Origin of the sequence: Rhodococcus sp. JG-3 (assembly GCF_000482405.1) — a bacterium.
Lineage (GTDB): Bacteria > Actinomycetota > Actinomycetes > Mycobacteriales > Mycobacteriaceae > Rhodococcoides > Rhodococcoides fascians.
In genome coordinates this window covers 4,329,015-4,352,307 of sequence record NZ_KI519398.1, presented here as the reverse complement: position 1 = coordinate 4,352,307, position 23,293 = coordinate 4,329,015, and the positions used below count along the sequence as shown (strand labels likewise).

Here is a 23,293-nt window from a genome sequence, read left to right as displayed (position 1 = left end):
CACAACAATGAAGAAGCTCGTAGGTGTGCTGACAGCGGTTGCGGTCGTGGGTGCGGCAGCGTGTGGATCCTCATCGGGTTCGGACGATTCGGGGCCGATCAAGATCGGCTCGGTGCACCCCACCACCGGTGCGCTCGCCGGTGTGGGTGGTCTGATGAACGACGGTGCAGCGCTGGCAGTTTCCGACATCAATGCGGCAGGCGGCATCGCAGCCCTCGACGGGCGGTCACTCGAACTGGTGTCCGGTGACAGCCAGGGCAAGGCCGAAGTCGGCCAGAGCGAGGCGCAACGCTTGATCGACGACGGTGCCGTGTCCCTCGTCGGTACGTACCAGAGCGACGTGACGCAGAACGTCGCGTCGGTCGCCGAACGGTCTCGTGTGCCCCTGGTAATCGACGTCGCGGTGGACGACAAGATTCTCGAACAGGGTTACCAGTATTCGTTCCGTATGCAGCCGAATGCCTCGAGCATGGGCACCGACGGTGCCAAGGCGCTCGCCGCGATCGAGGAGCAGACCGGCCAGGCCATCGACAGAGTGTCGTATCTGCACATCGAAGGCTCGTTCGGCGACAGCGTCTTCGACGCCTTCGAGGCCGAAGCAGCAAATCAGGGAATCTCCTCCGTGCAGGAAATCACCTATCCGGCAACGAACTTCTCGGACGCGACCACCCAGGTTCGGGAGGCAGCCGTGTCCAATCCCGATGTCATCGTCGCCACCGGTTACTACCCGGACGGGTTGTTGATCGCTCGCGCGGTCGAGCAGTTGAACCTGAACGTCAAGGGCGTGTACGGAATTGCCAACGGCGCGTTCGACGACAGCTCCTTCCCGAGCGATGCCGGTGCTGCCGGCGCAGGCGTTCTCAGTGCCAATTACCACTTCGATGCCACCAGCGACCGCGTCACCGACATCCGTGCACGCTTCGAGGCTCAGTACGGGCGACCCATGGAAACGGCAGCGATGTTGTCCTACCAGGCAGTCGAGGTCATCGCGGCCGGCTTGGAAGGCGGCGCTTCGACCGACCCCGAGGATCTGCGGGACGCGATTGCGGGCGTCTCGATCGAGGATCCGTTGCTCGCGTTCAGTGGGCCGATCGAGTTCGACGAAACCGGTGAGAACAAGAACGCGACCGTCATCGTCACCCAGGTACGCGACGGTGCGATCGCCCAGGTCTTCCCCGAAGAATTCGCAACGGACGCAATCGAGTTCCCGGTAGGGGCGGGACAATGACGTCCACGGCCCCAACCGTCGACAAGGCGGGAAAGCGCGGACTCTCGGGTCTCGGCCCCGGTGCTCCCGTGCTGGCCGCGATCGTCGTCGTCATGGCGGTCATCTATTTCGTCGGTGGTAAGGACCAGGGACTGGTCACCCAGGCGGTCGTCTCCGGTCTGCTGCTCGGCGGCGTCTACGCATTGATCTCGGTCGGGTTGACGCTCATCTTCGGTGTTCTCGGCATCGTCAACTTCGCCCAGGGAGCGATGCTGACGATGGCCATGTACATCGTCTACGCCTTGTCCACGGCAGGCCTTCCGGTCTACGTTGCGACACTCGTGGCGGTTCCGCTGATGTTCGTCTTCGGCATGATCGTGCAGGCGACGTTGCTGACCAAGCTGACGATCAGCGGGAGCCACGACGGCCCGCTGCTGGTCACTCTCGGTCTGTCGCTGTTGATCATCAACGTGCTGTTGATGATCTTCGGCGGACGTCCACAGTCGGTGCAGGCACCGATCGACGGTTCGCTGAACGTGCTCGGGGCCGTCGCATCATGGCCACGTGTGGTGGCGTTCATCGGTGCTGCGCTCGTCGCCGTTGCGTTGACCGCCGTGTTGAAGCGGACGCCGCTCGGCTTGTCGATCAGGGCAGTTGCGTCGAACTCGGAGGGGGCCAAGCTCGTCGGCGTCGACATCGGCCGGGTCTACGCTCTCACCTTCGGAATCGGCGCGGCCTGTGTGGCCGTGGCCGGCGGATTGATGACGCCGTTCACCAGCCTCACACCGTCGGTCGGCGAGCAGTTCACGATTCTGGCGTTCGTCATCGTCGTTCTCGGCGGACTCGGCAGCGTCGTCGGTGCCGTAGTCGGCGGGCTGATCATCGGGCTCGTGCAGACGGTCGGCGCGCTCTACCTACCCGGAACGGGGTCGCTGATCCTCGTGTTCGCGGTGTTCGTCCTCGTCCTGTTTCTCAAGCCCGAAGGATTGTACGGAGCTCGCCGATGACAACGACCGGTACCGCACCCACCCCGGTGCAGGACGATTCACGACTGAAGGACACGTGGCTTCGTCGCCAACTGATCACGCTGGCAATAGGATTCGTCGTCGTCGCGGCATTGCCGTTGATGCTGGGCGAGCAGGCGCAGACGGTGGCCGTCCGCACGTTGATCTTCGCGATCATGGCAGTGGCCTGGAACATCATGAGCGGCTTCGGCGGCATGTTCAGCTTCGGCCACGCCGCGTTCTTCGGCATCGGTGCGTACACCGGTGCGTTCCTGCTCGTCGAACACGATGTGTCGCCGTGGATCTCGATGATCGTGGCCGCGTGTATCGCCGCTGTGGTGGGCACACTGATCGCCTATTTGTGCCTGCGTTACCGGCTTGCCGGTTCGTACTTCGCGCTGGCCACGTTCGCCTTCGCTCAGATGTTCCTGCTGTTGGTACAGAACCTGGAGGTCTTCAACAAGACCGAGGGCTTCAATGTGCCGATCCTGCCTCGTGATTCGTGGTGGATGCTGCAATTCGAGAAGGGCAGCGCCAACTACCTATGGATCCCGTTGGTGATACTTGCTCTCGCAGTTCTCGGCACCATCTTCTACACGCGTTCTCGTGCAGGCCAGTTCGTCCAGGCCACCCGCGACGACGAGACAGCCGCAGCATCGCTCGGTATCGACACGATGAAGTATCGGCTGGTCGCCGTCGCGGCGAGTTGTGCGCTGACCGCCGTCGCCGGCGTCTATTACACGCAGTACTACTTCTTCGTCGGACCCGAGCAGGCCTTCGGCTCGGCGGTATCGGTCGAAGCCATCGTGCCGGCCGTCATCGGCGGAATCGGAACGATCTGGGGCCCGGTGATCGGTGCAGCCGTCATCGGGCCGCTGTCCGAGTTGATCAATCAGTTGCTCAGAAATCCGCCGCAATTCCTCGAATTCCTGCAAGGAACAATCGGTTTGGACGTCGCCGCCTATTCGGTGATCCTCATTCTGATCGTGATCTTCCTGCCCAAGGGAATCTTCGGGACGATCCGTGAGAGGTGGAACCGATGAGCCTGTTGAGCATCGAGAACCTGAGCAAGTCCTTCTCGGGAATCCACGCGGTACGCGAGGTCAGCCTCGACGTGCCCGAGCACGAATTCCTCGGCATCATCGGCCCCAACGGGGCAGGTAAGACGACCCTGTTCTCCCTGCTGTCGGGTGAGCAGCCCCCGACAGCAGGCCGAGTGATCTTCGACGGAACGGATATCACCGGATGGCCGGCGAGCAAGATCGCGCGGGCCGGTCTGGTTCGTACGTTCCAGCTGATGCGGCCGTTCGAGTCGATGTCGGTACTCGAGAACGTCACCATTGCCGCACTGTCGAAGCGTAAGTCCCGCAAAGATGCTCGACGCCACGCACTCGAAGTGCTCGACCGGGTCCAACTGTCGGATCAGGTCGGCGGCAAGGTCTCGACCATGTCCACGGCGGGGTTGAAGCGACTCGAACTCGCGCGGGCTCTCGCGATGGAGCCGCGGGTCGTCCTCCTCGACGAAGTACTGGCCGGGCTCGTACCCGCCGAGCGCGCACCCATGATCGAGCTGTTGCGCAGCGTGCATCAGCAAGGTCAGACGGTGATGTTCGTAGAGCACATCATGGCAGCGGTGATGGCGTTGTCCGAGCGTTTGGTCGTCATGCACGAGGGCGCTGTGTTGACCTCGGGCGACCCGCGCACTGTCGTCGCCGACGAACGAGTCGTCGAGGCCTACCTCGGTGAGGAGAAGACCGCATGATGCTCGAAATCGACGACCTCCACGCCGGCTACCGCAGGCTGGAGATTCTGCACGGACTGACGCTGGGGGTCGACAAGAACGAGATCGTCTCGCTCATCGGTGCCAACGGTGCGGGTAAGACGACGACGCTACGTGCGTTGTCCGGCCTCGTCACCACGTCGGGTGGCCGAATCATGTTGGACGGAAACCCCATTCACGGCATGCGTGCCGATCGAATCGTCAAGGCGGGTCTGGTCCACGTGGCGCAGGACCGCGCGCTGTTCGGTAGCCTCTCCGTAGCCGAGAACCTCGAGATGGGTGCCTACTCGCAGAAGCACGGAACCGTACGCTCGTCGTTGGATTCGGTCTTCGAGTTGTTCCCCATCCTCGCCGAACGCCGGGAACAACGCGCCGACACCATGTCCGGTGGGCAACAACAGATGTTGGCCATCGGACGAGCCATGATGGCCCGTCCCCGGGTGCTGACGCTGGACGAACCGTCCGTCGGACTGGCACCGAAACTCGCCGCGGAGGTTCTCGACGCTATCGTGCGCATCCGCGACTCCGGCGTGACGGTGCTGATAGTCGAACAGAACGCCGCGCAGGCACTGGCGATCTCCGATCGCGCCTACGTGATCGAGAGCGGCTCGATCGTGTTGACCGGCAGCGGTTCCGAACTGGCAGACGACGAACGCGTCAAAGCGGCGTACCTCGGCATTTAGGAGCCCCACGCACATGCACCTCTTGGCTTTCACCCCGATCGACGTCGACTCGGCCGAACTGGCTCGTCGGCAGCGTCGGTACGACCAGTTGGCCCCGTCCGGCGTCACTGTCGAACTCCGCAACATCGGACCCGACGCGCCCGATGCGCTCGACACGGAATTGGACATCAGACGTTCCGAGGATGTCCTGTCTGCGGCCTTTCATGCTCTACGCGACACCGAAGCAGACGGCTTCCTGCCCGACTGCGTGCTGGATCCGTGCGCAGAGGAAGCGGACTCGTTTGCTGTACCCCTGTACGGATTGACTCGACTGACCGCGTCGTTCCACGCATCCCAAGGAAGCCGCATCGGCGCTCTGGCCCGAAACGAGGCCATCGCCGCCGAACTGGACCGCAGGCTCGGCTTCTATGGACTCGTCGCCGAGGCCACTGTTGTTCTGGGACTGGGTGTTCACGACATCGCCGATACTCGGGCGTGGGGACGAGCAGTGTCCGAGCACGCGCGCGAGTTGCACTGCGACGTCGCCATCAACGCCTGTTCGGCAGTCGACCTGACGGATCCTCCGGTGTCTCCGTGGGTAGTGGACCCGACAGCAACGGCGCTACGACTGCTGGGACTTCGCAGCGAATTGAAGGTCCTCGCATGAGCGCGGAGGGCCCCGATCTCGTCGTTGCAGGTGCGGGCGGCGGACTCGTTGCGGCGCTCAGGGCTGCCCAGCTCGGTCTCGACGTATTGGTGGTCGAGGCGAGCGAACACTTCCGGCGCGGCAACAACACGGCGATGTCCACCGCGATGATCCCGGGCGCGGGCTCGCGGTGGCAACGCGACGCGGGAATCGACGACTCACCGCAGCAGTTCGTCGACGACGTGATGCGCAAGACCAAGGGCACAGCCGACGCTCGGTTGGCCACGGCGCTTGCCGACGTCAGCGCTCCCTTGGTGGAATGGTTGGCAGATCATCTGGATCTTCCGCTGGCGTTGGTGACCGACTTCGCGTACCCGGGGCACTCCCGATTACGTTGTCACACAGTCGAAGGCCGACACGGTAGCGCGATGCTCGATCACCTCGCCCGCGCTGTGGCGGCCGAGCCTCGGATCGACATGCTGGTTCCGGCGCGCCTCACCGATGTGTCGGTCGACCTCGACGGTGGAGTGGACGCGGTGACTGTCACGCTGCCCGACGGCAGCACCGAGGTCATCCCTACTCGCGCAGTCCTGTTGGCCACCAACGGATACGGCGCGAACGAGGCTCTCGTGGAGCAGTACGCTCCGGAAATATCGTCGGCGCGGTACCACGGTAGCGAGCACTCCACCGGAGACGCTCTCGCCATCGGGCGCAAGCTGGGAGCGGATGCGGCGTACCTCGACGCCTACCAGGGGCACGCGGCACTGTCGAAGAAGGCGACGACGCTCGTCGGCTGGGCGACTGTGATGCACGGCGGAATCGTGCTCGACGCAACGGGCCGCCGATTCGGTGACGAAACCACCGGCTACTCCGAATATGCCGCCGCTCTCGCGGCTCGGCCCGGATCCGAGGGCTGGGTCGTCATCGACAGGGAGGTCTACGACAAGTGCCTGTCGTTCAAGGACTTCGAGCAGACGGTGGCCTCCGGTGCGGCAGTGTGGGCCGATGACGCTGCAACTCTGGGCGACGCGACCGGCCTGCCGGCCGAGGCGGTGGCAGAAGAACTCGCGGCTGTGGCAGGGTATGCACAGGGCGACGTGCCGGATCCATTCGGCCGCAGCTCTTTCGAGCACAACCTGAGCGAACCGTACGCGGCCATCAAAATCGTCCCCGCGTTGTTTCACACGCAGGGCGGCCTCGTCGTCGACGAGAACGCGCGAGTACTGCGGCCCGACGGGTCTGCAATCGACGGCCTGTTCGCCTCCGGCGGCGCGGCAATGGGCATCTCGGGCCACGGGGCCGCCGGTTATCTGGCGGGCAACGGGTTGTTGCCCGCGCTCGGGCTTGCGTACCTCGCGGCCAGTTCTCTCACAACTTCCTAACTAGTGAAAAATCTCGAAAGGACAATCATGTCAACGTTGTTGATCACCAACGCCCGAGTCGTGCGACCGGGATCGGCCGCTCCCGACGAGGGGGAGTTCCTCGACCTTCTCATCGAAGACGGCAAGTTCACCCGCATCGAAGCGGGAATCGATGCTGCCGGAGTCGATACGGTCATCGACGCCGCAGGCAAGGTTGCGTTCCCCGGTGTGGTCGACGCGCATCAGCACTGGGGTATCTACAACTCACTCGGTGAGGACGCCGAAATCGAGTCGCGGGCCTGCGTGCAGGGCGGCGTCACCACCTCGCTGTCCTACATGCGTACCGGGCAGTACTACATGAACACCGGCGGCTCCTACGCCGACGTCTTCCCGACCGTGCTCGAGGCCACCGAGGGCCGACCGTACGTGGACTACGCCTACCACCTGGCACCGATGTCCAAGGGTCACATCGACGAAATCCCGGCACTTATCGCCGAGCACGGCGTCACCTCGTTCAAGATCTTCATGTTCTACGGCAGCCACGGCCTGCACGGCCGCTCGACCGACCAGAGCGAGTTCCTGATGACGCCCAAGGGTGAGCGTTACGATCTCGCGCACTTCGAGTTCGTCATGCGCGGAATTCAGGCTGCGCGAGAACAGTTCCCGGACAAGGCCGATCACATCTCGCTGTCGCTGCACTGCGAGACCGCCGAAATCATGAGTGCGTACACCAAGATCGTCGAAGAAGAAGGCACATTGCAAGGCCTGGCCGCCTACAGCGCGTCACGGCCACCGCACTCCGAGGGCCTCGCCGTCACGATCGCGTCGTTCCTGGCCGACGAGACGCAGCTGCCGAACATCAACCTGCTGCACCTGTCCTCGCGCAAGGCGCTGACGGCGGCAATGCGGATGGCGAAGGCCTTCCCGCACGTGAACTTCCGTCGTGAGGTGACCATCGGGCACCTGTTGGCAGATATCGACACCGCCTACGGGCTCGGCGGCAAGGTCAACCCGCCGTTGCGTCCGCGAGACGACGTCGAAGCGTTGTGGGAGCACCTGCTGGCCGGCGATATCGACTGGGTTGTCAGCGATCATGCGTGCTGCAAGGACGAGAAGAAGTTCGCCGAGGACCGCGGCGACATCTTCGCCGCTAAGTCCGGCTTCGGCGGGGCCGAGTACCTGCTCCCCGGTTTGGTCAGCGAAGGCCGCAAGCGCGGGCTGAGCTGGCGCCGGATCGCCGAGCTCACGTCCCTCAACCCGGCGTTGCGCTACGGCCTGCCGGGCAAGGGCGACATCGCCGTCGGGATGGATGCAGACCTCGCGCTGGTCGACCCCGATCACACCTGGACCGTGAGCCCCGAAGACTCCGAGTCGGCCCAGGAATACACGCCGTTCCAGGGCTTCGAACTCGGTGCCAAGGTGACCGACACGTTCGTCCGCGGACAGCGTGTGCTTGCTGACGGTGCCGTCTCCGGCGCGCCCGCCGGTCGCTACCTGCACCGCCCGTACCTGTGACGGGGCCGCTCGAGGGCGTCAAGGTACTCGATATCTCGACGATCCTCGCCGGGCCGCTCGTCGCGCAGATCCTGGGTGATTTCGGTGCCGAGGTTGTCAAGATCGAGCACCCGACGAAGCCCGACGGGATGCGGGGACACGGTCTGGACAAGGACGGACACCCGCTGTGGTGGACGATGATCAGCCGCAACAAGCGGACGATGACGTTGAATCTCGGCAACGAGCGCGGAGCGGAGATCTTTCGGCGTCTCGCGGCAGAGGCCGATGTGGTGGTCGAAAACTTCCGGCCGGGCACACTCGAGCGCTGGGGGCTGGGATACGACGTCCTGTCCGAAGTGAACCCCGGCCTGATTCTGTTGCGTGTCACCGGTTTCGGGCAGACCGGGCCGTATTCCACCAGGCCCGCATTCGGAACACTCGTCGAGTCGATGAGCGGCTTCGCCCACCTGACCGGTGAAGCCGACGGCCCGCCGACGCTCCCCGCATTCGGGCTCGCCGATTCCCTCGCCGGAATAGCGGGCTCGTCGGCGGTGTCCATGGCATTGCTGCATCGCACCAACAACGGCGGCAAGGGGCAGGTCATCGACCTCGACCTGTTGAGCCCGATCATGGCCGCGGTGGGCCCGGGCGTCATCTACGCCGACCAGTTGGGTATCGACCAGGAGCGCACCGGAAACAGGTCCAGCAACAACGCACCACGCAACCTGTACAAGACGGCGGACGGCCATTGGCTGGCGATCTCCACGAGCGCCAATTCGATAGCCGAACGCGTCCTGGTGCTGGTGGGTCACCCCGAGGTGCTCGACGAACCCTGGTTCGCGACCGGCCGGCAGCGCGCCGCGCACGCGGATTTGTTGGACGATTACGTCGGGGGCTGGATCGCCGAGCGGACGCGGGACGTCGTCATCGACGAGTTCGAGAAGGCAGGTGCTGCAGTCGCTCCCGTGTACAAACCCAGCGAACTGCTGTCGGATCCGCAGGTCAATGCAATCGAGATGGTGACGACCGTGGAAGACGACGATCTGGGGCCGGTCCGTATGCAGAATGTCATGTGGCGGATGGGCGGTAGCCCCGGCCGAATTCGGCACACCGGTCGACGGCACGGGGCCGATACCGACGTCGTACTGTCCGAACTCGGCTGTACGGCGGACGAGATCGAGGCCATGCGACGCGACAGCGTGGTGTAGATCGATCCCGCGGTAGCGGGTGTCGGAACGCCGCGGCGGGTCAGGCGGGGAGCTGTCGAATCACCGAAGCGACGGCCTCTGCCTGGTCTGCGATACGAGGGCCCCATCGACTCGACAGGTCCTCGTCCATCGGGAAGATCCGGCCGTCGCGGACGGCGGTCATCGACCCCCAACCCGGTCGCGACGAGACGGAAGCGGCTGTGACGCCACAGCATTGGGCGTCGGCAAGAAACACCACATCCGGGTTCGACGTGATCACGGCCTCGGCGGCGAGCTGCGGGTAGTCGCCGGCGTCGGAACCGTCGGCGATGCTGGTGAGTCCGAACAGACCGTAGATCTGCCCGACGAAGCTCGCACTCGTCACCGTGTACAACGTGTCATCGAGTTCGTGGAAGTACGTCAGCGGCGCCTCGCGGGTCGGGACGCTCGCGACGGCTGCATCGATCCGGTCACGAGTCCGGGATACGACGGCATCGCCGTCGGCGTCGTGGCCGGTGGCGTCCGCGACGCGCTCGATCTGCGAGTAGGCATCGTCGATGCTCGTCGCGGCAGGCAGCACCAGCGTCGGAACGCCTGCCTCGGCCAGTGTCGACGTCACGAGGCCCAGGTCGGTGGAGGCGATCACCAGATCGGGGTCGTACGCCACGATCGCTTCGAGGCTCGGGGTGAACGCCGACAACCCTGTCTTCGGAGCATCGGCGGGGAAGTCCGATTGATCGTCCACGGCCACCACCTGGTCGCCCGCCCCGACGGCGTACAGCGTCTCCGTCGCGGTCGGGCTCAGCGACACGATCTTCTGTGGAGCAGCTTCGATGGTGACCGAGCCGCCGTCCGAGCCGGACGTGATCGTCCTCGGAAACTCGCCAGTCGCCGCGGGTGCCGGATCGGCGGCGGGTGGCGCGTCCGTTTCCGTGGTGCTGCATCCCGCCGCTACGAGCGCGACGACCGCGAACCCGGCTGAGATCATTCGTGCCGATCGACGCTGCACTGCCACTCCTGTGTTGTCCGGTGTCTCTTCGAACGCCAACACTATCGGGGAGCGGTCAACGCCCCAGGCTCCGTGCCAAGTACCTACCGGTGTGAGTGGCCGAGGCCACCAACTCGTCGACCGTCCCGGTGAACGTGATCAGACCGCCGTTGTGGCCGCCGTCGGGACCGAGGTCGATGACGTGATCCGCCGCGGCGACGACGTCGAGATTGTGTTCGATGACGATCACCGACCTGCCCTCGTCGACCATCCCGGACAGCAACGCGATCAAGTTCGACACATCCGACGGGTGCAGTCCCGTCGTCGGTTCGTCGAGCACCAGCACCGAAGACGACCCGATCAGCTCGGTGGCGAGTTTGAGACGTTGCCGTTCGCCGCCGGACAGTGACGACAGGTTCTGTCCGAGCGAGAGGTAGCCGAGTCCGACGTCCCGGCAGCGGAGCAGAATGTCGCGAATCTTCTTGACCTCGAAAAAGTCCTGCGCATCCTCGACGGACATCTCGAAGATGTCCGCGATGCTGACGCCGTCGACGGTGTGCCGGATTGCCCCGGAGCGAAAGCGCCTGCCCTGGCACGTCTCGCAGGTGCTCGTCACGGGATCGGTGAATCCGAGTTCGGTGAAAATGACGCCGCTGCCCTGGCAATCGGGGCACGCGCCGTCCGAGTTGGGGGAGAACAGCGACGGCGGCTGGCCCGTCTTCTTGGCAAAGTACGCGCGGATCGGATCGAGCAGACCGGTGTAGGTCGCGGGGGACGAACGGCGTGAGCCCCGGATCGGTGCCTGGTCGATGACGACGGCGTCGGGCGCGGCCTCGCGCAGGTGTCCGTGGATGAGGCTCGACTTTCCGGAACCGGCGACTCCGGTGACGGCGGTCAGAACCTCGAGCGGGATGTCGACGCTGACGTCGCGCAGGTTGTGGGTTGTGGCACCGGAGATGCTCAGCCAGCCCGAAGGTGCACGGGAAGTGCGTAACTCGGCGTCGTCACGCCGGAGCGCGGAGCCGGTCCTGGTGTCGGCTCGGCGGAGCTCGTCGAAGGTTCCCTCGAAGACCACTGTGCCACCGGACTTTCCGGCGCCCGGTCCGATCTCGACGATGCGGTCGGCGATGGCCATCACCTCGGGGTCGTGCTCGACGACGAGGACGGTGTTGCCCTTGTCGCGCAGCGCGAGCAGCATGTCGTTCAGGCGGTGGACGTCGCGAGGATGCAAACCGGTCGTCGGTTCGTCGAAGACGTAGAGCATGTCGTTCAGCGTGGCTCCGAGGTGACGAACCATCTTGATGCGCTGGGATTCACCACCCGAGAGCGAGGACGTCGCACGGTCCAGGCTCAGGTAGCCCAGGCCGAGATCGACGAGCCTGGTCAACTGCGTGACGATTTCGGCGGTGACGGAGTGCAGGCCCTTGATGTCCCATTGTTCGATACGGTCGGCGAGTTCGGAAACCTGCATGGCGAACGCGTCGGGCAGGGACAGTCCTTCGAGAGCGGCACCGCGGATGGTGTCGTTGTAGCGGGAACCGCCGCAGGCCTCGCAGACGCCGCGCGTGACGATGCGCTCGAACGCGGCTTTCGCCTTGCCCTTGAGCGCATCTGCGTCCTTGGCGAGGTAGCTTCGGCGGAACCTCGACACGATGCCCTCGTAGCTCTTCATGACGGCGTCGGGATTGGTCACCTCGACCTCACCGGGCTTGGCGTCGAAGAAGAGGTGACGCTCCCGCGCCGAGTACTGCTCGATCGGGACGTCGAGATCGAACAGGCCCGAGTCGGCGAACACCCGGTACGGCCATTTGCCGACCTCGAAGTCGGGATGCTTGAACGGGCCCTCGCGCAACGACTTCGACTCGTCCACCAGTTCGCCGAGGTCGACGACCTTCGCCTCGCCGAGCCCCTCGCATTCGAGACACATCCCGGCGGGGTCGTTGAACGAGAACGCATTGGCGTACCCGATGCTCGGCGTGACGGCGCGGGACCACAGCATGCGCAGCCAGTCTCCGATGTCGGTGATGGTGCCGACCGTCGACCTCGGACCACCGAACAGTCGCTTCTGATCGACGATGACGACGGCCGACAGGTTCGCGATCAGATCTGCATCCGGTCGGCCGTAGGACGGTAGGAACGTCTGCGCGAACGCGGTGAACGTGGAGTTGATCTGCCGCTGTGCTTCGGCGGCGATGGTGTCGAACACCAGTGACGATTTGCCCGACCCGGAGACGCCGGCGAACACGACCAGCGAGCGTTTCGGCAGATCGAGGTCGACGTCGCGCAGGTTGTTCTCTCGGGCTCCACGCACGACGATCGTGGACAGTGCATCGGTAGGTGGCTGGTTTTGTGCTACTAGCTGGGGCTCGGTCATCGCGTTGTCGATTGCCTTTCGCCGCGCCCCGAAGGGCGTACACCCACGTTGGTTCGCGCAGTGCCGCCGCAGCCTACCGTACGGTGTACGGAAACGCCACAGGTAACGGATCGACGCAAGGAGCGATCCATCAAAGACGGCTGCTGTGGTGGGGGTTTGTCGTAACGAAAGGTCTCGATGTCGACGAGAAGGCATGTGTTCGCAGCCTGCATTGTCGTGTTGCCGATGCTGGCGGGGTGCAGCACGCCGCGCGCAGACGTCGGCACGGAGGTCGAGGCGGTGCCAGGGGGAGGCCTCACGCGCTCTACCGTTGTGCCGAGGATCGTCATCCCCGATACCCCGACGGTCGAGAGGCCCGCACCCGCAGCCCCCGCCTACATGCCTCCGGTTGTGTGTATGAATCTGCAGTCAGCGCAGAACGCGATCCAGGCGGCCGGTGTCTTCTACTCCCGCAGCGCAGACGCGTCAGGGGAGGGCCGTATGCAGGTCAACGATTCGAACTGGATTGTCGTCGAACAGGATCCGGCTCCCGGCGTCCTCATCCGCGAGGGCGATGCGGTGCTGTCGGTGGTCAAGACCAGGGAACCGAACAACTGTTGATGGGTGGTCAGCTCGGTAGGCGGTGTCGAGCTTCGGACTCGGCCTCGCTGCCGGGGGTGCTGTAGGCAAGGTGCCCGCCGATGAGTCCGCCGAGTCCTGCGGCTGCGAGGCCGGCCGCCGCCAGAGCTTTGGCGACTCCGTCGGTCTGCTTCCGGCGACGGAGGTAGGAGCCCAGAAAGAGGAACACCCCGGTTGCGTTCGAGGCCGCGTGGATGATGCCGACCCGACGCTGAACAGTGTTCATCGTCGACCAGTCGGCCCATCCGGTCGCTATCGCCGGCGGCGCGGACGCGAGACCCAGCGCGACGACAATTTTGGCCGCCCTGGACTGGTTCTTGACGAGGTCGAGCGCGACGGCGCTGGTCCAGCTGCCGATGGTCACCGTCACCAGCGCGGGGTGGATGGGGTGCCCGATCCACCGGCCGTGCAGCGCTGATCCGATGGCACTGTCCGCTACCGCAGGTGCAAGTACGCCATGGATCGCGTCGCTGGGTCCGTCGAGAAACGAGGCAGTCTCGAGACTGTCGAGTGCTTGTTTGATTGTCATGCAACACCGAATGCCCCGTGATCGGCGAGCGAACCATCGACGTCGAAGTCGAGGCAAGAAGCTTGGACGTCCTATAACGTCGTTGTCATGACGAACGGCACCCGAGTCAGCACCGTCGACGGCGTTCTGCGCAGGTCGGCGGCGAAATTTCCCGACCGTCCGGCTGTGACATTCGAAGGCCGCAGCCATAGCTACCGCGAACTCGACACCGCCGTGACGCGGGTCGCCCGTCGGCTGGTTGCTATGGGCTTGGACAAGGGTGACCGGGTAGCGGCGTACGGTGTCAACTCCGACGCGTATGTGGTGGCATTTCTTGCCTGTGCGCGAGCAGGATTGGTGCACGTGCCCATCAACTACGCACTCGTGGGCGACGAGCTGCTGTATCTGCTCGATCAGTCGGGCGCTCGGGCTGTGCTCGTCGACCCGGAGTTGTCGAACACTCTCGATTCCGTTCGGAGTGGCACCGCCGTCGAGTTCGTGGTGTCGCTTCCGGATCTGCTCGACCCTGCCGGGGATGATTCGGTCCTCGAGCCGGCCGCGGACTCCGCGGACCTGGCGCAGTTGCTCTACACCTCCGGCACGACGTCGAAACCGAAGGGCGCGATGATGTCTCACGGCGCGCTCGTTGCCGAGTACGTCTCGTGTGTGATCGCTCTGGGGTTCGCCGAAGACGACGACCCGCTGTTGGTGATGCCGATGTACCACTCGGCCGGGATGCACGTGTTCATGCTGCCGTATCTGTCGGTCGGGGCGACCGTGCGACTGATGCGCAAGCCCGACGTCGCGGAGATTCTGCGGCGGATCGAGGACGAGAAGATCAAGTCGTTGTTCCTGGCACCGACGGTGTGGGTTCCGCTCGCCAATCACCCCGACCTCGATTCTCGTGATCTGTCGTCGTTGAAGAAGGCGCAGTACGGGTCGTCGATCATGCCCGTCACGGTGTTGACCCGGCTGCGTGAGCGATACCCGGACATCGAGTTCTACAACTGCTTCGGGCAATCCGAAATCGGTCCGCTGGCAACGGTTCTGCAGCCGTCCGAGCACGAGGCCAGACCGGCGTCGTGTGGTCGTGCGGTGTTCTTCGTCGAGACCCGCGTCGTCGACGCGGACGGTAACGATGTGCCGGACGGTGAGCCCGGTGAGATTCTCTACCGCTCGCCTCAATTGTGCGACGGTTACTGGGACAAGCCGGAGGCGACGGCGGAAGCGTTCTCGGGTGGGTGGTTCCATTCGGGTGATCTGGTGACTCGGGACGCCGAGGGGTTCATCACGGTCGTCGACCGAATCAAGGACGTCATCAACACGGGCGGAATTCTGGTTGCTTCTCGTGAGGTCGAGGACGTGATCTACACCCACCCCGCCGTTGCCGAGGTGGCGGTCATCGGGACTCCGGACGACAAGTGGATCGAGGCGGTGACTGCTGTCGTCGTGCTCAAGGACGGAAGTCAGGTGTCGGCGCAGGAGTTGATCGACCACGTGAAGGGCAGGATCGCGCCGTTCAAGGTGCCGAAGACCGTCACCTTCCTGGACGAGTTGCCCCGCAACCAGAGCGGAAAGTTGCTCAAGCGCGCGTTGCGCGCCTGAGTTGTTCACGCGGCTCGCCGTTTTCGTCGGTGGTAGCTGGGGAGGGGTTGCTGCCTGGGGTCGACGGATTCGGGTGGGATGGCGTAGGGGTGTCCGTCGTCGCCCATGATGAGCTGCCAGTCGCCGTGGTGGACGAGGCGGTGGCATTCTCCGCAGACGAGCGCGAGGTTGTCGATGTCGGTGGGGCCGCCGTGTTCCCAGAATCTGATGTGGTGGGCTTGGCACCACTGGGGGGGCGGCCGCACATGACGCAGCAGGTGTCGCGGATGGTCAGGGCGATGCGTTGGTCGTCGCTGGCGAGTCGGGTGGTTCGTCCGAGCGCGAGTGGTACGCCGTGGTGGTCGACGATGACGGGGGTCAGGTCGGCGTCGCAGGTGACGAGTTCGGCGAGGAAGCGGCTGATGGGGCCGGTCCAGTCGAGGTGGAACGGCCAGTCCGCGTCGCCCGGCTTGGGGACAGATTTCTGCCCGCCGTTACTGTCACCGCCACGACCGGCCGCGGCATCGCCGCGAGGACCAGCGTCGCCCGGCTCGGGCACAGATTCTTGCCCGGCACCACCACATCCGGATGTCGCATCGCCGCGAGCAGCGATATCCCCTCGGGCCACTCCATCCGGATGCGAGCCGTTGCTGTCGCCGCCGTTCGAGGAGCTCTTCGCGACCGAACCCGTGTCGACCGAATCCGCTGCAGTGCTACCCGCTTGCTTGTTGCCGCCGTGGGCGAGCAAGTCCCGCAGGGGGACGATCAGGTGTACCGACGCCCGCGACCCGCCCGCCGACCCACGAGTGCCGCCGCGGAGGTGTCGGTCGAGGATCTGATCGAGTGCATCGGCCCGGCGCTTCGACGGGCTACGTGGATCGCGCTCCCCGCCGGGACGTGGTCGCGGTGCCGTCAACGGCGACAGAGCGGTGAGAAGCTTCTCGGCGAGCAACCGGTCGATGTCGCCACCGAACTGGAAGCGGCCGTTGGCCAGAGCATGCAGGTCGAACCGGTTCAGTGCCGAGTTCTCCGACACCGGTCGCGGTGCAGGTGTCGGCGGAACAGGCTCGGGCGCAGGCGGTTCCGGATCTGGCAGCCTGCCGGTAGAGGTCGCTGCATCATCGCTGCGCCGCTCCTGATCGTGACGCTCTCGTTCCCGCTGTTCTTTCTCTCGGCGTTGCTTCTCGGCTTTCGCGTGTCGCGCTCGGGCGTCGTCGGCGGCCGCATGCGCCAAAGCCTGCGCGCGGGAGGTCACCTGGCCGGCGGTGCTGCGCATCGCGGTGTCGAGCAATTCGTCGACAATTCCTTCGCGGCGGACCTGATCCAACGTCGGGTCGGCCACCACCACGACGTCGTATCCCTCGGCGATGGCGGCGGCGTGCGCGGCATGGATGCGACCGTCGGCGAGGGCGTCGAGCACGGTGGGGTGATCGAACAGCCAGTACCCCAGTGCGTTCTGGCGGGCGGCGGATCCGTCGGTGATCCGTATCGATCGGGCGTACCAGCGGGTGACGGACGAGTGCCCGAGTTTCATCGCCAAGCCACGTCGGTCGATCTCGGCGAGCAACGTCAATCTCTGTGCTGCGAGAGCGTTTTCGAGGGAAGCCACGTCAGCAAGCTCGGAGACCAACTCCTGGTCCCCGAGCCCGAACACATCCCCCCATGTCTTCACACCACGAAAGCTATACCCACCCACCGACAGGTTTCCGTCAACGCTTCCAGCGGATCCGGATCGGCCCTTTTGCGGTCGAGGGATCTATGACCGACCCCTTCTGGGTGATCTCGACTTCGCCGGCGTCGACCATACGTCGGGCCGCGCGGCGAACGGGCTCCATCAAGTCGCGCCAGGCGTCGTCGGACAGGGCTCGTGCGACGTCCGAGGGGCAGATCGTCGCGTCGCGTGATCGGGCGTCGAGCAAGGATCGGATTTTGTCTTCGAGTTCCTTGTCGGTTGCACTCACTTTGCGCCGCCGGCAGGTGTCGCTGCAGTACTTGACGTCATCCCAGTTCTTCTCCCATTTCTTGCGCCACTCGATCCGCCGACCGCACGACGCGCAGACCTTGTCTGCGGGGTGCGCGGTGGAGGTACGACGGGAGTGGGCCACAGATCGACAGTAACCTCGTTGCCCAGGGCTCCGCCGTTCTCGGAGCGAAACTATCCTTATGGCATGGCGATTCGACCGATCCTGGTTGCCGGTGATCTCCGGCTGACAACTCCGGCCGCACGCGTGACGGTGTTCGACGACGAGCTCGCAGCGCTGGTCGAGGACATGTTCGAGACCAATACGGCTGCACCAGGTGCGGGCCTCGCGGCCAACCAAATAGGCGACCCGCGTTCGGTCTTCGTCTACGACCTACGGGACGGCGGGGTCCGTCACCACGGACACGTGATCAACCCGGTGCTCGAGACCTCTGGAATTCCGGAGACGATGCCCGACCCGGAAGACACCGAGGGATGCCTGTCCTTGCCGGGGGAGCTGTTTCCGACCGGGCGTGCTCAGTGGGCCTCGTGTCACAGGTGTCGATGTGGAGAACAACCCGGTGACGGTGGAAGGCACGGGTTATCTGGCGCGGTGTTTGCAGCACGAGTCCGACCATCTGGCCGGGCTCCTCTACCTCGACCGCCTGCTCGGCCGTCATCGACGTGCGGCGAAGAAGATGATCAAGGAGAGGGGGTGGGTCGGGCCGGGCAACAGTTGGTTGCCTGGGGCCGACGCGCATCCGCTCGGACTGTGATTGCGGCCGTGCCCTATTCGACTGTCAGAACGGGTTGTAGACGTAGAGCATCCGGTAATCCCATTCCGACGATCCCGCGGGGATTCGGATCTCGGCCAGCACATGCCCGTTCTGGGAGCACGATCCGCGGGCGTGGAACGACCAACAGTCGATTTGCCGGCCGGTACCGAAGGGGCTGATGATCAGCGACTTCTCGCTCGCGCTGCCGTAAGCTGCGGGGTCGAATGCGCTGACGAAATTCGCGGTGGAGTCCTTGGGGCCGAACGGGTTGTCGTCGGGTGCAGCGGATGCCGTCGGCGCGGCGAGCACTGCTACGCCGATCGTCAGTGCAGCGCCTGCGAGGATCTTCTTCAGCATGGTGACTCCGTTCGTTTCGAGCACGAATACCCGGTGCTCGATGATCGGCAGCAACGGACCGCGCGTTACGGATCGCCTTCGGGTTCGAGCCCGGCACACTGGAGCGATGACTCGTATGGAAGCTCCCGCCGTAGCCCAACTACTCGGTCGGCGTCTCGCCGTGTGGGGCGGTGTGAGTGTGCTTGCCGGAACGGCGTTGGCGGTGCGCGGTTCGTCGCCTGCCCGTCGTGCATTCGGCCAGCAGACGGCGGGTTGGGGTGCGATCGATGTGGCGATCGCCGGGGCGGGAGCGCTCAACTCCTCGGTCCCGACGTCGAAGAGTTTGAGCAAGCTGCTGTGGATCAATGCCGGGCTCGACGTGCTCTACGTCGCGGCCGGTGCGCATATCGCCGTCCGGAAGCCCAGCTTCGGCCGTCGAATCACCGCTGACCAGGCGATCGGTCACGGAACGGCGGTCGTCGTGCAGGGAGCGGCGCTGTTCTTGCTCGACACCGCGCACGCCCGCCTGATCGCGCATTAATCACATCGGTGTCATTCTCATCGCGTTCGATTTGTCAAGCATCGACACGAACTAATTGTTGCGGCCTAAGTGTATTTGCGTAACACTCGTCCCATCAGTCACATCCGTATCGTGCTTCACAAGGGGAACGGTGGGTTCGTTCATGCGCTTACGTAGTCGGCATATTGCTGTCGGGGCTGTCCTGGCAATGGCAGTGAGCGGGCTGAGCGCATTGACTGCGCCGACCGTCTCTGCAGAACCGTGCGGCGGCCTCGGTGGGCCGGGCTCCTCACCGCTGTTCGGTTCGTCGGGCAGCGCGGGAATGTCGGGCAAGAACCCGCAGGGACCGCAGGGTCCTCTGCCGCGCATCACCGGGAACACTCAAAGCATCGCCTGGGTCACCGGTCCGCAGAGCGTGAACGACACCTACGACAACCTGGCGATGTCCGGAACCGACCTCGGTATCACCTGGGACAACGGTGCGGGCCAGATCTTGATGGCGTTCGGCGACACGTTCGGTGATTGCTCCTCCGGCAATGCCCAGTGGCGCAGCAATGCACTCTTCCGCTCGGACAAGGCGTCGACGAACCTGTCGCAGGGCATCACGATCGGTCCGGCCGACCCCGCGAACACCACCTCGGGTGCGGTTGTCAGAGCGAACAATCCGCGTTACGCCGCCGAGATCATCTCGAGCGCAAAGCTACCGAGCGTCGAGGACACGACCATCCCGACGGCGGCTATCGCGATCGGCAGCACCCAGTACATCAACTACATGTCGGTGCAGAGCTGGGGCACACCCGGTCGCTGGATCACGAACTACTCGGCGACGGCCAAATCGACCGACAACGGCCAGAATTGGACGACGGATCCCAAGACGATCCGCGTCAACAAGGGTGTCACGATCCCGGGCTTCACCAACGTCCACGAAAGCCAGGGCAAGTTTCAGCAGAGCGCCTACGTTCTGGGACAAGACGGTCGGTACCTGTACCAGTTCGGTACTCCCAACGGACGATTCGGCGACGCGTTCGTCTCCCGAGTCGCGCCCGATCAGATCGAGAATCTCGACGCGTACGAGTATTCGACGCAAGATCCCGATCCGGCCAAGCAATGGTCCAAGAACGTCGGCGACACCGTGGCCGTGGTGAAGGGCCCGGTCAGCGAGATGTCGGTGGCGTGGAACGACTACCTCGGCCGGTACGTCATGATGTACGGCAACGAGAACAACCGGACGTTGGTGGCGCGCACGGCGGAAAACCCGGAGGGACCGTGGAGCGAACCGAGGACGATTCTCGACGCCAACCAGACGGCAGGCGGCATCTACGCGCCGTTCATTCACCCGATGTCGAGCGGAAAAGACCTGTACTTCACGGCTTCTCGGTGGTCCGATTACAACGTCATGCTTCTGAAGACGAACCTCGATGCGTTGAAGTGACGCGTCCGGCGGCGGCGTCGAGGTAGGCGTCGACGTCCATGTCGATTTCTGCGGACAGTAGTCCACGCCGGATCGTCGAGAGATACTTGCTCGACGGTTCGCCGTGCTCCCGCACGATCGAACTCGTCAGTGTGAGCGCGGGCAGTCCGTCGATGTCCGGAAGCCTTAGCAGCGCATCGTATTTCCCTCTGTATGCTTCACCTCGGCGGTCGATGTCGAGTGCGGCCCACTCGCCGATGCCCAGCGATTCCACAGCCGAGATATCGACGGAATCGACCACGTTCTCCACCGAGGCGACATGCGCCAACTGCACACTGTCGATCAGGTATCCGTGTACCAGAGACGGATACGCGGGATCGGTGTTCAGCGACACGAAGGCCGACGCCCCGGTCCACCGTCGGGACACGCCAGCGAAGTACAGGGCGTGATCGATCCACAACCAGCGTTCCGCCTCGACCTCTTCCGACGAGGGTGCCGGTGGATGCGCCCCGAACTCCGAGCCGTCCTCGGAGCCCGTCAGATAGACGGAGAACCTCTCTCGCAGCAGGTTCGAGCCGTATGCGACGTACCAGAGGCGGTCGGTCACTCGGCCTCGAACAGCTGCCGGTATGCCTCGGCGAGTAGGTCGGCCGCGAGATCGTTGTTGTGTGCCGCTGCGCCCGTTGAGTTTCCGGACCGCATCAGCCGCGCGTTGAGGCCGTACGCGAGATCGTCTAACGTGTCGTCGTCGATGCCGAGATCGACATCCACGTCTTCTTCCAGCAACGCGCCGAGGTCGATCGACCACGACCACACCCGTTCGTCTCGGTACGGTCCCCGTCCGGCGCTGACGGTTTCGTTGGAGACCTCGAGTTGCTCGTCTGTCCGGTCGCGCGGAACGTTGGTGTTGATGCGCAGGTCGAGCTCGATCGTGTCGTCGTCGTGCACGATTTCGTCGACTCGCAGGGTCTCGAAGCCGCCGCACGTCAGCGTCAGCAATCGTCGCGGACCGGTGTCGTCCTGTACGTCGGACAGAGCGGCTGTCTGCCACAGGTATTTCGCGGTGTTGGCTGGGTCGGGGATCGACGAGTTGATGTAGTCGGCCACGATGCTGCGGATGGCGGGGTACGCGATGTGGTCGGACAGTTCCCAGAACTGGCGACGACTGCGTCCCACGGCCGCGTCGAGGAGCGTCGTGCGCTTGGCTCGTTCTTTGGGCAGTGCCGTCTTCACTCCCGGAGCTTCGCCGATCGCGGTGGGCTCGGACGGGCGTTGTCGCAGTGGGTGGAGCTGGGACACGAGATCGGTGAGCTGCTCCAGACGATCTGCGGCACCGGGTGCAACCTCGAGCGCCTCGATGTCTGGCCATATCTCGCGGTCGGCTTGCACTCGGGCCGCGAGTGATTCGGAGTAGCCCACGAAGGCCGCGTTGTCTGCGAAATGCAGAACGTAGAGTCCGTTTCGGTAGTCCTTGGCGGCGAAGATCGTGGCGATGGCCCCGGAATCGGTGACGTCGAAGCGTTCGAGGGCGAATCCGTCGGGTGTGGAGTCTGTCGGCATGGCACTGAATCTACCGACGCGTCCGAGCACCGCCTATTCGTCTCCTGTCCGCATTGTCGCGAATGCGTTCTGTGAGCCGATGAATTAGGCGACCCTACGACAGCCAGGTCGTCAGACTCGTTCTGCGACCGATGATTCCGCATTGTCCGAAGTGTCGGTAAGAGTTTCGCAACCGTCGTCGAAATACGAATTCCTGGTGCTATCTTGAGGATTGTCCGTTTCCACCGCTAACGAAACACGCAGGAAACAAGCGGTGTGAACAATGCCGAGAGCAGTGCCGTCGGGCACGGCCGTGGTGCTCGATGGAAGGTGGTTGCGCGTGGGCGGTTATCTTGCACGCAGGTTGCTGAATTACGTCGTCCTGCTGATCATCGCGACGTTTCTCACGTACTTGCTGGCCTCGCTCACGTTCGATCCACTGTCGAATCTGCTCAGCCGCAACCCGCCGCCGTCGGATGCTGTACTCGACGCCAAGCGCGCGGCACTGCACCTCGACGACAATCCGGTGTTGCGGTATCTGAAATGGCTGTGGGCGGTACTGCACGGAGACTTCGGGCAGACCATCGCTGCAGGCTCGGTCAACGACGAATTGTGGCGACGCATCCTGGTCTCGCTGCGGTTGGTCGTGCTCGGCACCGTCCTCGGTGCGGTACTGGGAACCCTCGTCGGTGCGTACGGTGCCGTCCGGCAGTACAAGATCTTCGACCACGTCGCAACGGTGGTGACGTTCATTCTCATCAGCACCCCGATCCTGGTTTTGGCCCCGGTGCTCAAGTACCTTGCTGTACAGGTGAATCAGAGCACCGGCAGTCAGTTCTTCCAGTACACCGGTGAAACGTCGACGACGCTCGCCCCCGGTCTGATGAACGAAGTTGTCGACCGCGCACAGCATCTGCTGCTGCCGACCGTCGTCTTGATGCTGTTCACCATCGGTGGGTACAGCCGGTACATGCGCAGTTCGATGCTCGACGAGCTGAACATGGACTACATCCGTACTGCCCGCGGCAAAGGACTCACGCGCGGGCGCGCAATCTTCAAGCACGGCTTCCGTACTGCGTTGATCCCGATGGCCACACTGTTCGCATTCGGTATGGGTGCGGTGATCACCGGCGCGACGTTCACCGAGCGCGTGTTCGGCTGGTACGGCATGGGTGACTGGCTGATTTACGGCATCACCAGTCAGGACATCAACATCACGCTCGCGGTCTCGCTCTTCACTGCGCTGTCGGTCCTGGTTTCCGGAATGTTGACCGATATCTTCACTGCTGCTTTGGATCCGCGCGTTCGCTACGCGGACTGACCCGCCACTTCGAGTAG

The 23,293-nt window shown here is 64.2% G+C and carries 22 protein-coding genes and 3 pseudogenes; 15 read left to right on the top strand and 10 right to left on the bottom strand.

Going from position 1 to position 23,293, the window contains the following annotated elements; all coding sequences use genetic code 11:
* The first annotated feature begins 7 nt into the window (after nt 1–7).
* The 9 genes from K414_RS0121815 to K414_RS0121775 are packed head-to-tail and all read left to right on the top strand — an operon-like array spanning nt 8 to nt 9,362.
* Entirely contained in the window at nt 8–1,228 is a 1,221-nt protein-coding gene (locus tag K414_RS0121815; RefSeq protein ID WP_027497866.1) for an ABC transporter substrate-binding protein, read from the top strand.
* Nucleotides 1,225–2,214, top strand: a complete 990-nt coding sequence (locus tag K414_RS0121810; RefSeq protein ID WP_027497865.1) for a branched-chain amino acid ABC transporter permease — start codon at nt 1,225–1,227, stop codon at nt 2,212–2,214. Before K414_RS0121815 ends, K414_RS0121810 begins: the two co-directional genes overlap by 4 nt.
* Nucleotides 2,211–3,254, top strand: coding sequence for a branched-chain amino acid ABC transporter permease (locus tag K414_RS0121805; protein ID WP_051365234.1), 1,044 nt, complete (start codon nt 2,211–2,213; stop codon nt 3,252–3,254). The genes K414_RS0121810 and K414_RS0121805 overlap by 4 nt, the downstream gene beginning before the upstream one ends.
* Nucleotides 3,251–3,973, top strand: a complete 723-nt coding sequence (locus K414_RS0121800; protein WP_027497863.1) for an ABC transporter ATP-binding protein — start codon at nt 3,251–3,253, stop codon at nt 3,971–3,973. Before K414_RS0121805 ends, K414_RS0121800 begins: the two co-directional genes overlap by 4 nt.
* Nucleotides 3,970–4,674, top strand: coding sequence for an ABC transporter ATP-binding protein (locus K414_RS0121795; RefSeq protein ID WP_027497862.1), 705 nt, complete (start codon nt 3,970–3,972; stop codon nt 4,672–4,674). The genes K414_RS0121800 and K414_RS0121795 overlap by 4 nt, the downstream gene beginning before the upstream one ends.
* 13 nt (nt 4,675–4,687) lie before the next feature.
* The gene (locus K414_RS0121790; RefSeq protein ID WP_027497861.1) at nt 4,688–5,320 is read left to right on the top strand and encodes a hypothetical protein; all 633 of its coding nucleotides are present in this window, start codon (nt 4,688–4,690) and stop codon (nt 5,318–5,320) included.
* A complete protein-coding gene (locus tag K414_RS0121785) occupies nt 5,317–6,681 on the top strand; it encodes an FAD-binding protein (protein WP_027497860.1) in 1,365 nt (454 codons plus the stop codon). Before K414_RS0121790 ends, K414_RS0121785 begins: the two co-directional genes overlap by 4 nt.
* Before the next feature lie 27 nt (nt 6,682–6,708).
* Entirely contained in the window at nt 6,709–8,175 is a 1,467-nt protein-coding gene (locus K414_RS0121780; protein ID WP_027497859.1) for a dihydroorotase family protein, read from the top strand.
* Nucleotides 8,172–9,362 (top strand): CoA transferase, encoded by a 1,191-nt coding sequence (locus K414_RS0121775; protein ID WP_027497858.1) that lies wholly within the window; start codon nt 8,172–8,174, stop codon nt 9,360–9,362. The genes K414_RS0121780 and K414_RS0121775 overlap by 4 nt, the downstream gene beginning before the upstream one ends.
* A gap of 40 nt (nt 9,363–9,402) precedes the next feature.
* Here the strand turns inward: K414_RS0121775 and K414_RS0121770 are convergent, their stop codons facing one another.
* Together K414_RS0121770 and K414_RS0121765 are read right to left on the bottom strand one after the other, a co-directional pair.
* Entirely contained in the window at nt 9,403–10,329 is a 927-nt protein-coding gene (locus K414_RS0121770) for an ABC transporter substrate-binding protein (protein ID WP_051365408.1), read from the bottom strand.
* A 76-nt stretch (nt 10,330–10,405) separates the two neighbouring features.
* On the bottom strand, nt 10,406–12,703 hold the full coding sequence (locus K414_RS0121765; protein WP_051365233.1) for an excinuclease ABC subunit UvrA: 2,298 nt from the start codon (nt 12,701–12,703) through the stop codon (nt 10,406–10,408).
* A gap of 396 nt (nt 12,704–13,099) precedes the next feature.
* Between K414_RS0121765 and K414_RS0121760 the strand changes: the two genes are divergently transcribed.
* On the top strand, nt 13,100–13,303 hold the full coding sequence (locus K414_RS0121760) for a PASTA domain-containing protein (RefSeq protein ID WP_027497855.1): 204 nt from the start codon (nt 13,100–13,102) through the stop codon (nt 13,301–13,303).
* Nucleotides 13,304–13,310: 7 nt separating this feature from the next.
* Here K414_RS0121760 and K414_RS0121755 read toward each other — a convergent pair whose 3' ends face one another.
* Nucleotides 13,311–13,850 (bottom strand): DUF2231 domain-containing protein, encoded by a 540-nt coding sequence (locus K414_RS0121755; protein WP_027497854.1) that lies wholly within the window; start codon nt 13,848–13,850, stop codon nt 13,311–13,313.
* 87 nt (nt 13,851–13,937) lie between these two features.
* On the opposite strand from K414_RS0121755, the gene K414_RS0121750 reads away from it, so the two are divergent.
* A complete protein-coding gene (locus K414_RS0121750) occupies nt 13,938–15,434 on the top strand; it encodes an acyl-CoA synthetase (RefSeq protein WP_027497853.1) in 1,497 nt (498 codons plus the stop codon).
* A gap of 5 nt (nt 15,435–15,439) precedes the next feature.
* Here K414_RS0121750 and K414_RS29670 read toward each other — a convergent pair whose 3' ends face one another.
* The 4 genes and pseudogenes from K414_RS29670 to K414_RS29660 form a co-directional block, all read right to left on the bottom strand.
* Nucleotides 15,440–15,679: an HNH endonuclease signature motif containing protein gene (locus K414_RS29670; RefSeq protein WP_237606560.1), complete on the bottom strand. Its 240-nt coding sequence runs from the start codon at nt 15,677–15,679 to the stop codon at nt 15,440–15,442.
* A 449-nt stretch (nt 15,680–16,128) separates the two neighbouring features.
* Nucleotides 16,129–17,067, bottom strand: a pseudogene (locus K414_RS28670) (DUF222 domain-containing protein); the annotation flags it as partial.
* 55 nt (nt 17,068–17,122) lie between these two features.
* Nucleotides 17,123–17,374 (bottom strand): DUF3253 domain-containing protein, encoded by a 252-nt coding sequence (locus K414_RS29665; RefSeq protein WP_228139420.1) that lies wholly within the window; start codon nt 17,372–17,374, stop codon nt 17,123–17,125.
* A 15-nt stretch (nt 17,375–17,389) separates the two neighbouring features.
* Nucleotides 17,390–17,518 (bottom strand): annotated as a pseudogene (locus K414_RS29660) (DUF2256 domain-containing protein); the annotation flags it as partial.
* A 63-nt stretch (nt 17,519–17,581) separates the two neighbouring features.
* Here K414_RS29660 and K414_RS27660 point away from each other — a divergent pair.
* Nucleotides 17,582–18,149, top strand: a pseudogene (locus K414_RS27660) (peptide deformylase).
* Nucleotides 18,150–18,173: 24 nt separating this feature from the next.
* Here K414_RS27660 and K414_RS0121730 read toward each other — a convergent pair.
* Nucleotides 18,174–18,506 (bottom strand): hypothetical protein, encoded by a 333-nt coding sequence (locus K414_RS0121730; protein ID WP_027497850.1) that lies wholly within the window; start codon nt 18,504–18,506, stop codon nt 18,174–18,176.
* A gap of 106 nt (nt 18,507–18,612) precedes the next feature.
* On the opposite strand from K414_RS0121730, the gene K414_RS0121725 reads away from it, so the two are divergent.
* Together K414_RS0121725 and K414_RS0121720 are read left to right on the top strand one after the other, a co-directional pair.
* Nucleotides 18,613–19,026: a hypothetical protein gene (locus K414_RS0121725; protein ID WP_027497849.1), complete on the top strand. Its 414-nt coding sequence runs from the start codon at nt 18,613–18,615 to the stop codon at nt 19,024–19,026.
* Nucleotides 19,027–19,168: 142 nt separating this feature from the next.
* Complete coding sequence (locus tag K414_RS0121720) at nt 19,169–20,437, top strand: DUF4185 domain-containing protein (protein ID WP_032388551.1); 1,269 nt, start codon at nt 19,169–19,171, stop codon at nt 20,435–20,437.
* Here the strand turns inward: K414_RS0121720 and K414_RS0121715 are convergent.
* Nucleotides 20,400–21,023 carry a hypothetical protein gene (locus K414_RS0121715; RefSeq protein ID WP_027497847.1) on the bottom strand — a complete coding sequence of 208 codons (624 nt, stop codon included), beginning with the start codon at nt 21,021–21,023 and terminating at the stop codon, nt 20,400–20,402. The two genes, K414_RS0121720 and K414_RS0121715, sit on opposite strands and share 38 nt — an antisense overlap.
* Nucleotides 21,020–21,976, bottom strand: a complete 957-nt coding sequence (locus K414_RS0121710; RefSeq protein WP_237606292.1) for a hypothetical protein — start codon at nt 21,974–21,976, stop codon at nt 21,020–21,022. The genes K414_RS0121715 and K414_RS0121710 overlap by 4 nt, the downstream gene beginning before the upstream one ends.
* A 319-nt stretch (nt 21,977–22,295) precedes the next feature.
* On the opposite strand from K414_RS0121710, the gene K414_RS0121705 reads away from it, so the two are divergent.
* Nucleotides 22,296–23,276 carry an ABC transporter permease gene (locus K414_RS0121705; protein ID WP_027497845.1) on the top strand — a complete coding sequence of 327 codons (981 nt, stop codon included), beginning with the start codon at nt 22,296–22,298 and terminating at the stop codon, nt 23,274–23,276.
* Nucleotides 23,277–23,293: the final 17 nt, after the last annotated feature.

What these genes read in the sequence shown, in the direction of transcription:
- K414_RS0121815 (WP_027497866.1), top strand. Translation starts at nt 8, where the DNA reads ATGAAGAAGCTCGTAGGTGTGCTGACAGCGGTTGCGGTCGTGGGTGCG.
- K414_RS0121810 (WP_027497865.1), top strand. Translation starts at nt 1,225, where the DNA reads ATGACGTCCACGGCCCCAACCGTCGACAAGGCGGGAAAGCGCGGACTC.
- K414_RS0121805 (WP_051365234.1), top strand. Translation starts at nt 2,211, where the DNA reads ATGACAACGACCGGTACCGCACCCACCCCGGTGCAGGACGATTCACGA.
- K414_RS0121800 (WP_027497863.1), top strand. Translation starts at nt 3,251, where the DNA reads ATGAGCCTGTTGAGCATCGAGAACCTGAGCAAGTCCTTCTCGGGAATC.
- K414_RS0121795 (WP_027497862.1), top strand. Translation starts at nt 3,970, where the DNA reads ATGATGCTCGAAATCGACGACCTCCACGCCGGCTACCGCAGGCTGGAG.
- K414_RS0121790 (WP_027497861.1), top strand. Translation starts at nt 4,688, where the DNA reads ATGCACCTCTTGGCTTTCACCCCGATCGACGTCGACTCGGCCGAACTG.
- K414_RS0121785 (WP_027497860.1), top strand. Translation starts at nt 5,317, where the DNA reads ATGAGCGCGGAGGGCCCCGATCTCGTCGTTGCAGGTGCGGGCGGCGGA.
- K414_RS0121780 (WP_027497859.1), top strand. Translation starts at nt 6,709, where the DNA reads ATGTCAACGTTGTTGATCACCAACGCCCGAGTCGTGCGACCGGGATCG.
- K414_RS0121770 (WP_051365408.1), bottom strand. Translation starts at nt 10,329, where the DNA reads ATGATCTCAGCCGGGTTCGCGGTCGTCGCGCTCGTAGCGGCGGGATGC.
- K414_RS0121765 (WP_051365233.1), bottom strand. Translation starts at nt 12,703, where the DNA reads ATGACCGAGCCCCAGCTAGTAGCACAAAACCAGCCACCTACCGATGCA.
- K414_RS0121760 (WP_027497855.1), top strand. Translation starts at nt 13,100, where the DNA reads ATGAATCTGCAGTCAGCGCAGAACGCGATCCAGGCGGCCGGTGTCTTC.
- K414_RS0121755 (WP_027497854.1), bottom strand. Translation starts at nt 13,850, where the DNA reads ATGACAATCAAACAAGCACTCGACAGTCTCGAGACTGCCTCGTTTCTC.
- K414_RS0121750 (WP_027497853.1), top strand. Translation starts at nt 13,938, where the DNA reads ATGACGAACGGCACCCGAGTCAGCACCGTCGACGGCGTTCTGCGCAGG.
- K414_RS0121730 (WP_027497850.1), bottom strand. Translation starts at nt 18,506, where the DNA reads ATGCTGAAGAAGATCCTCGCAGGCGCTGCACTGACGATCGGCGTAGCA.
- K414_RS0121725 (WP_027497849.1), top strand. Translation starts at nt 18,613, where the DNA reads ATGACTCGTATGGAAGCTCCCGCCGTAGCCCAACTACTCGGTCGGCGT.
- K414_RS0121720 (WP_032388551.1), top strand. Translation starts at nt 19,169, where the DNA reads ATGCGCTTACGTAGTCGGCATATTGCTGTCGGGGCTGTCCTGGCAATG.
- K414_RS0121710 (WP_237606292.1), bottom strand. Translation starts at nt 21,976, where the DNA reads ATGCCGACAGACTCCACACCCGACGGATTCGCCCTCGAACGCTTCGAC.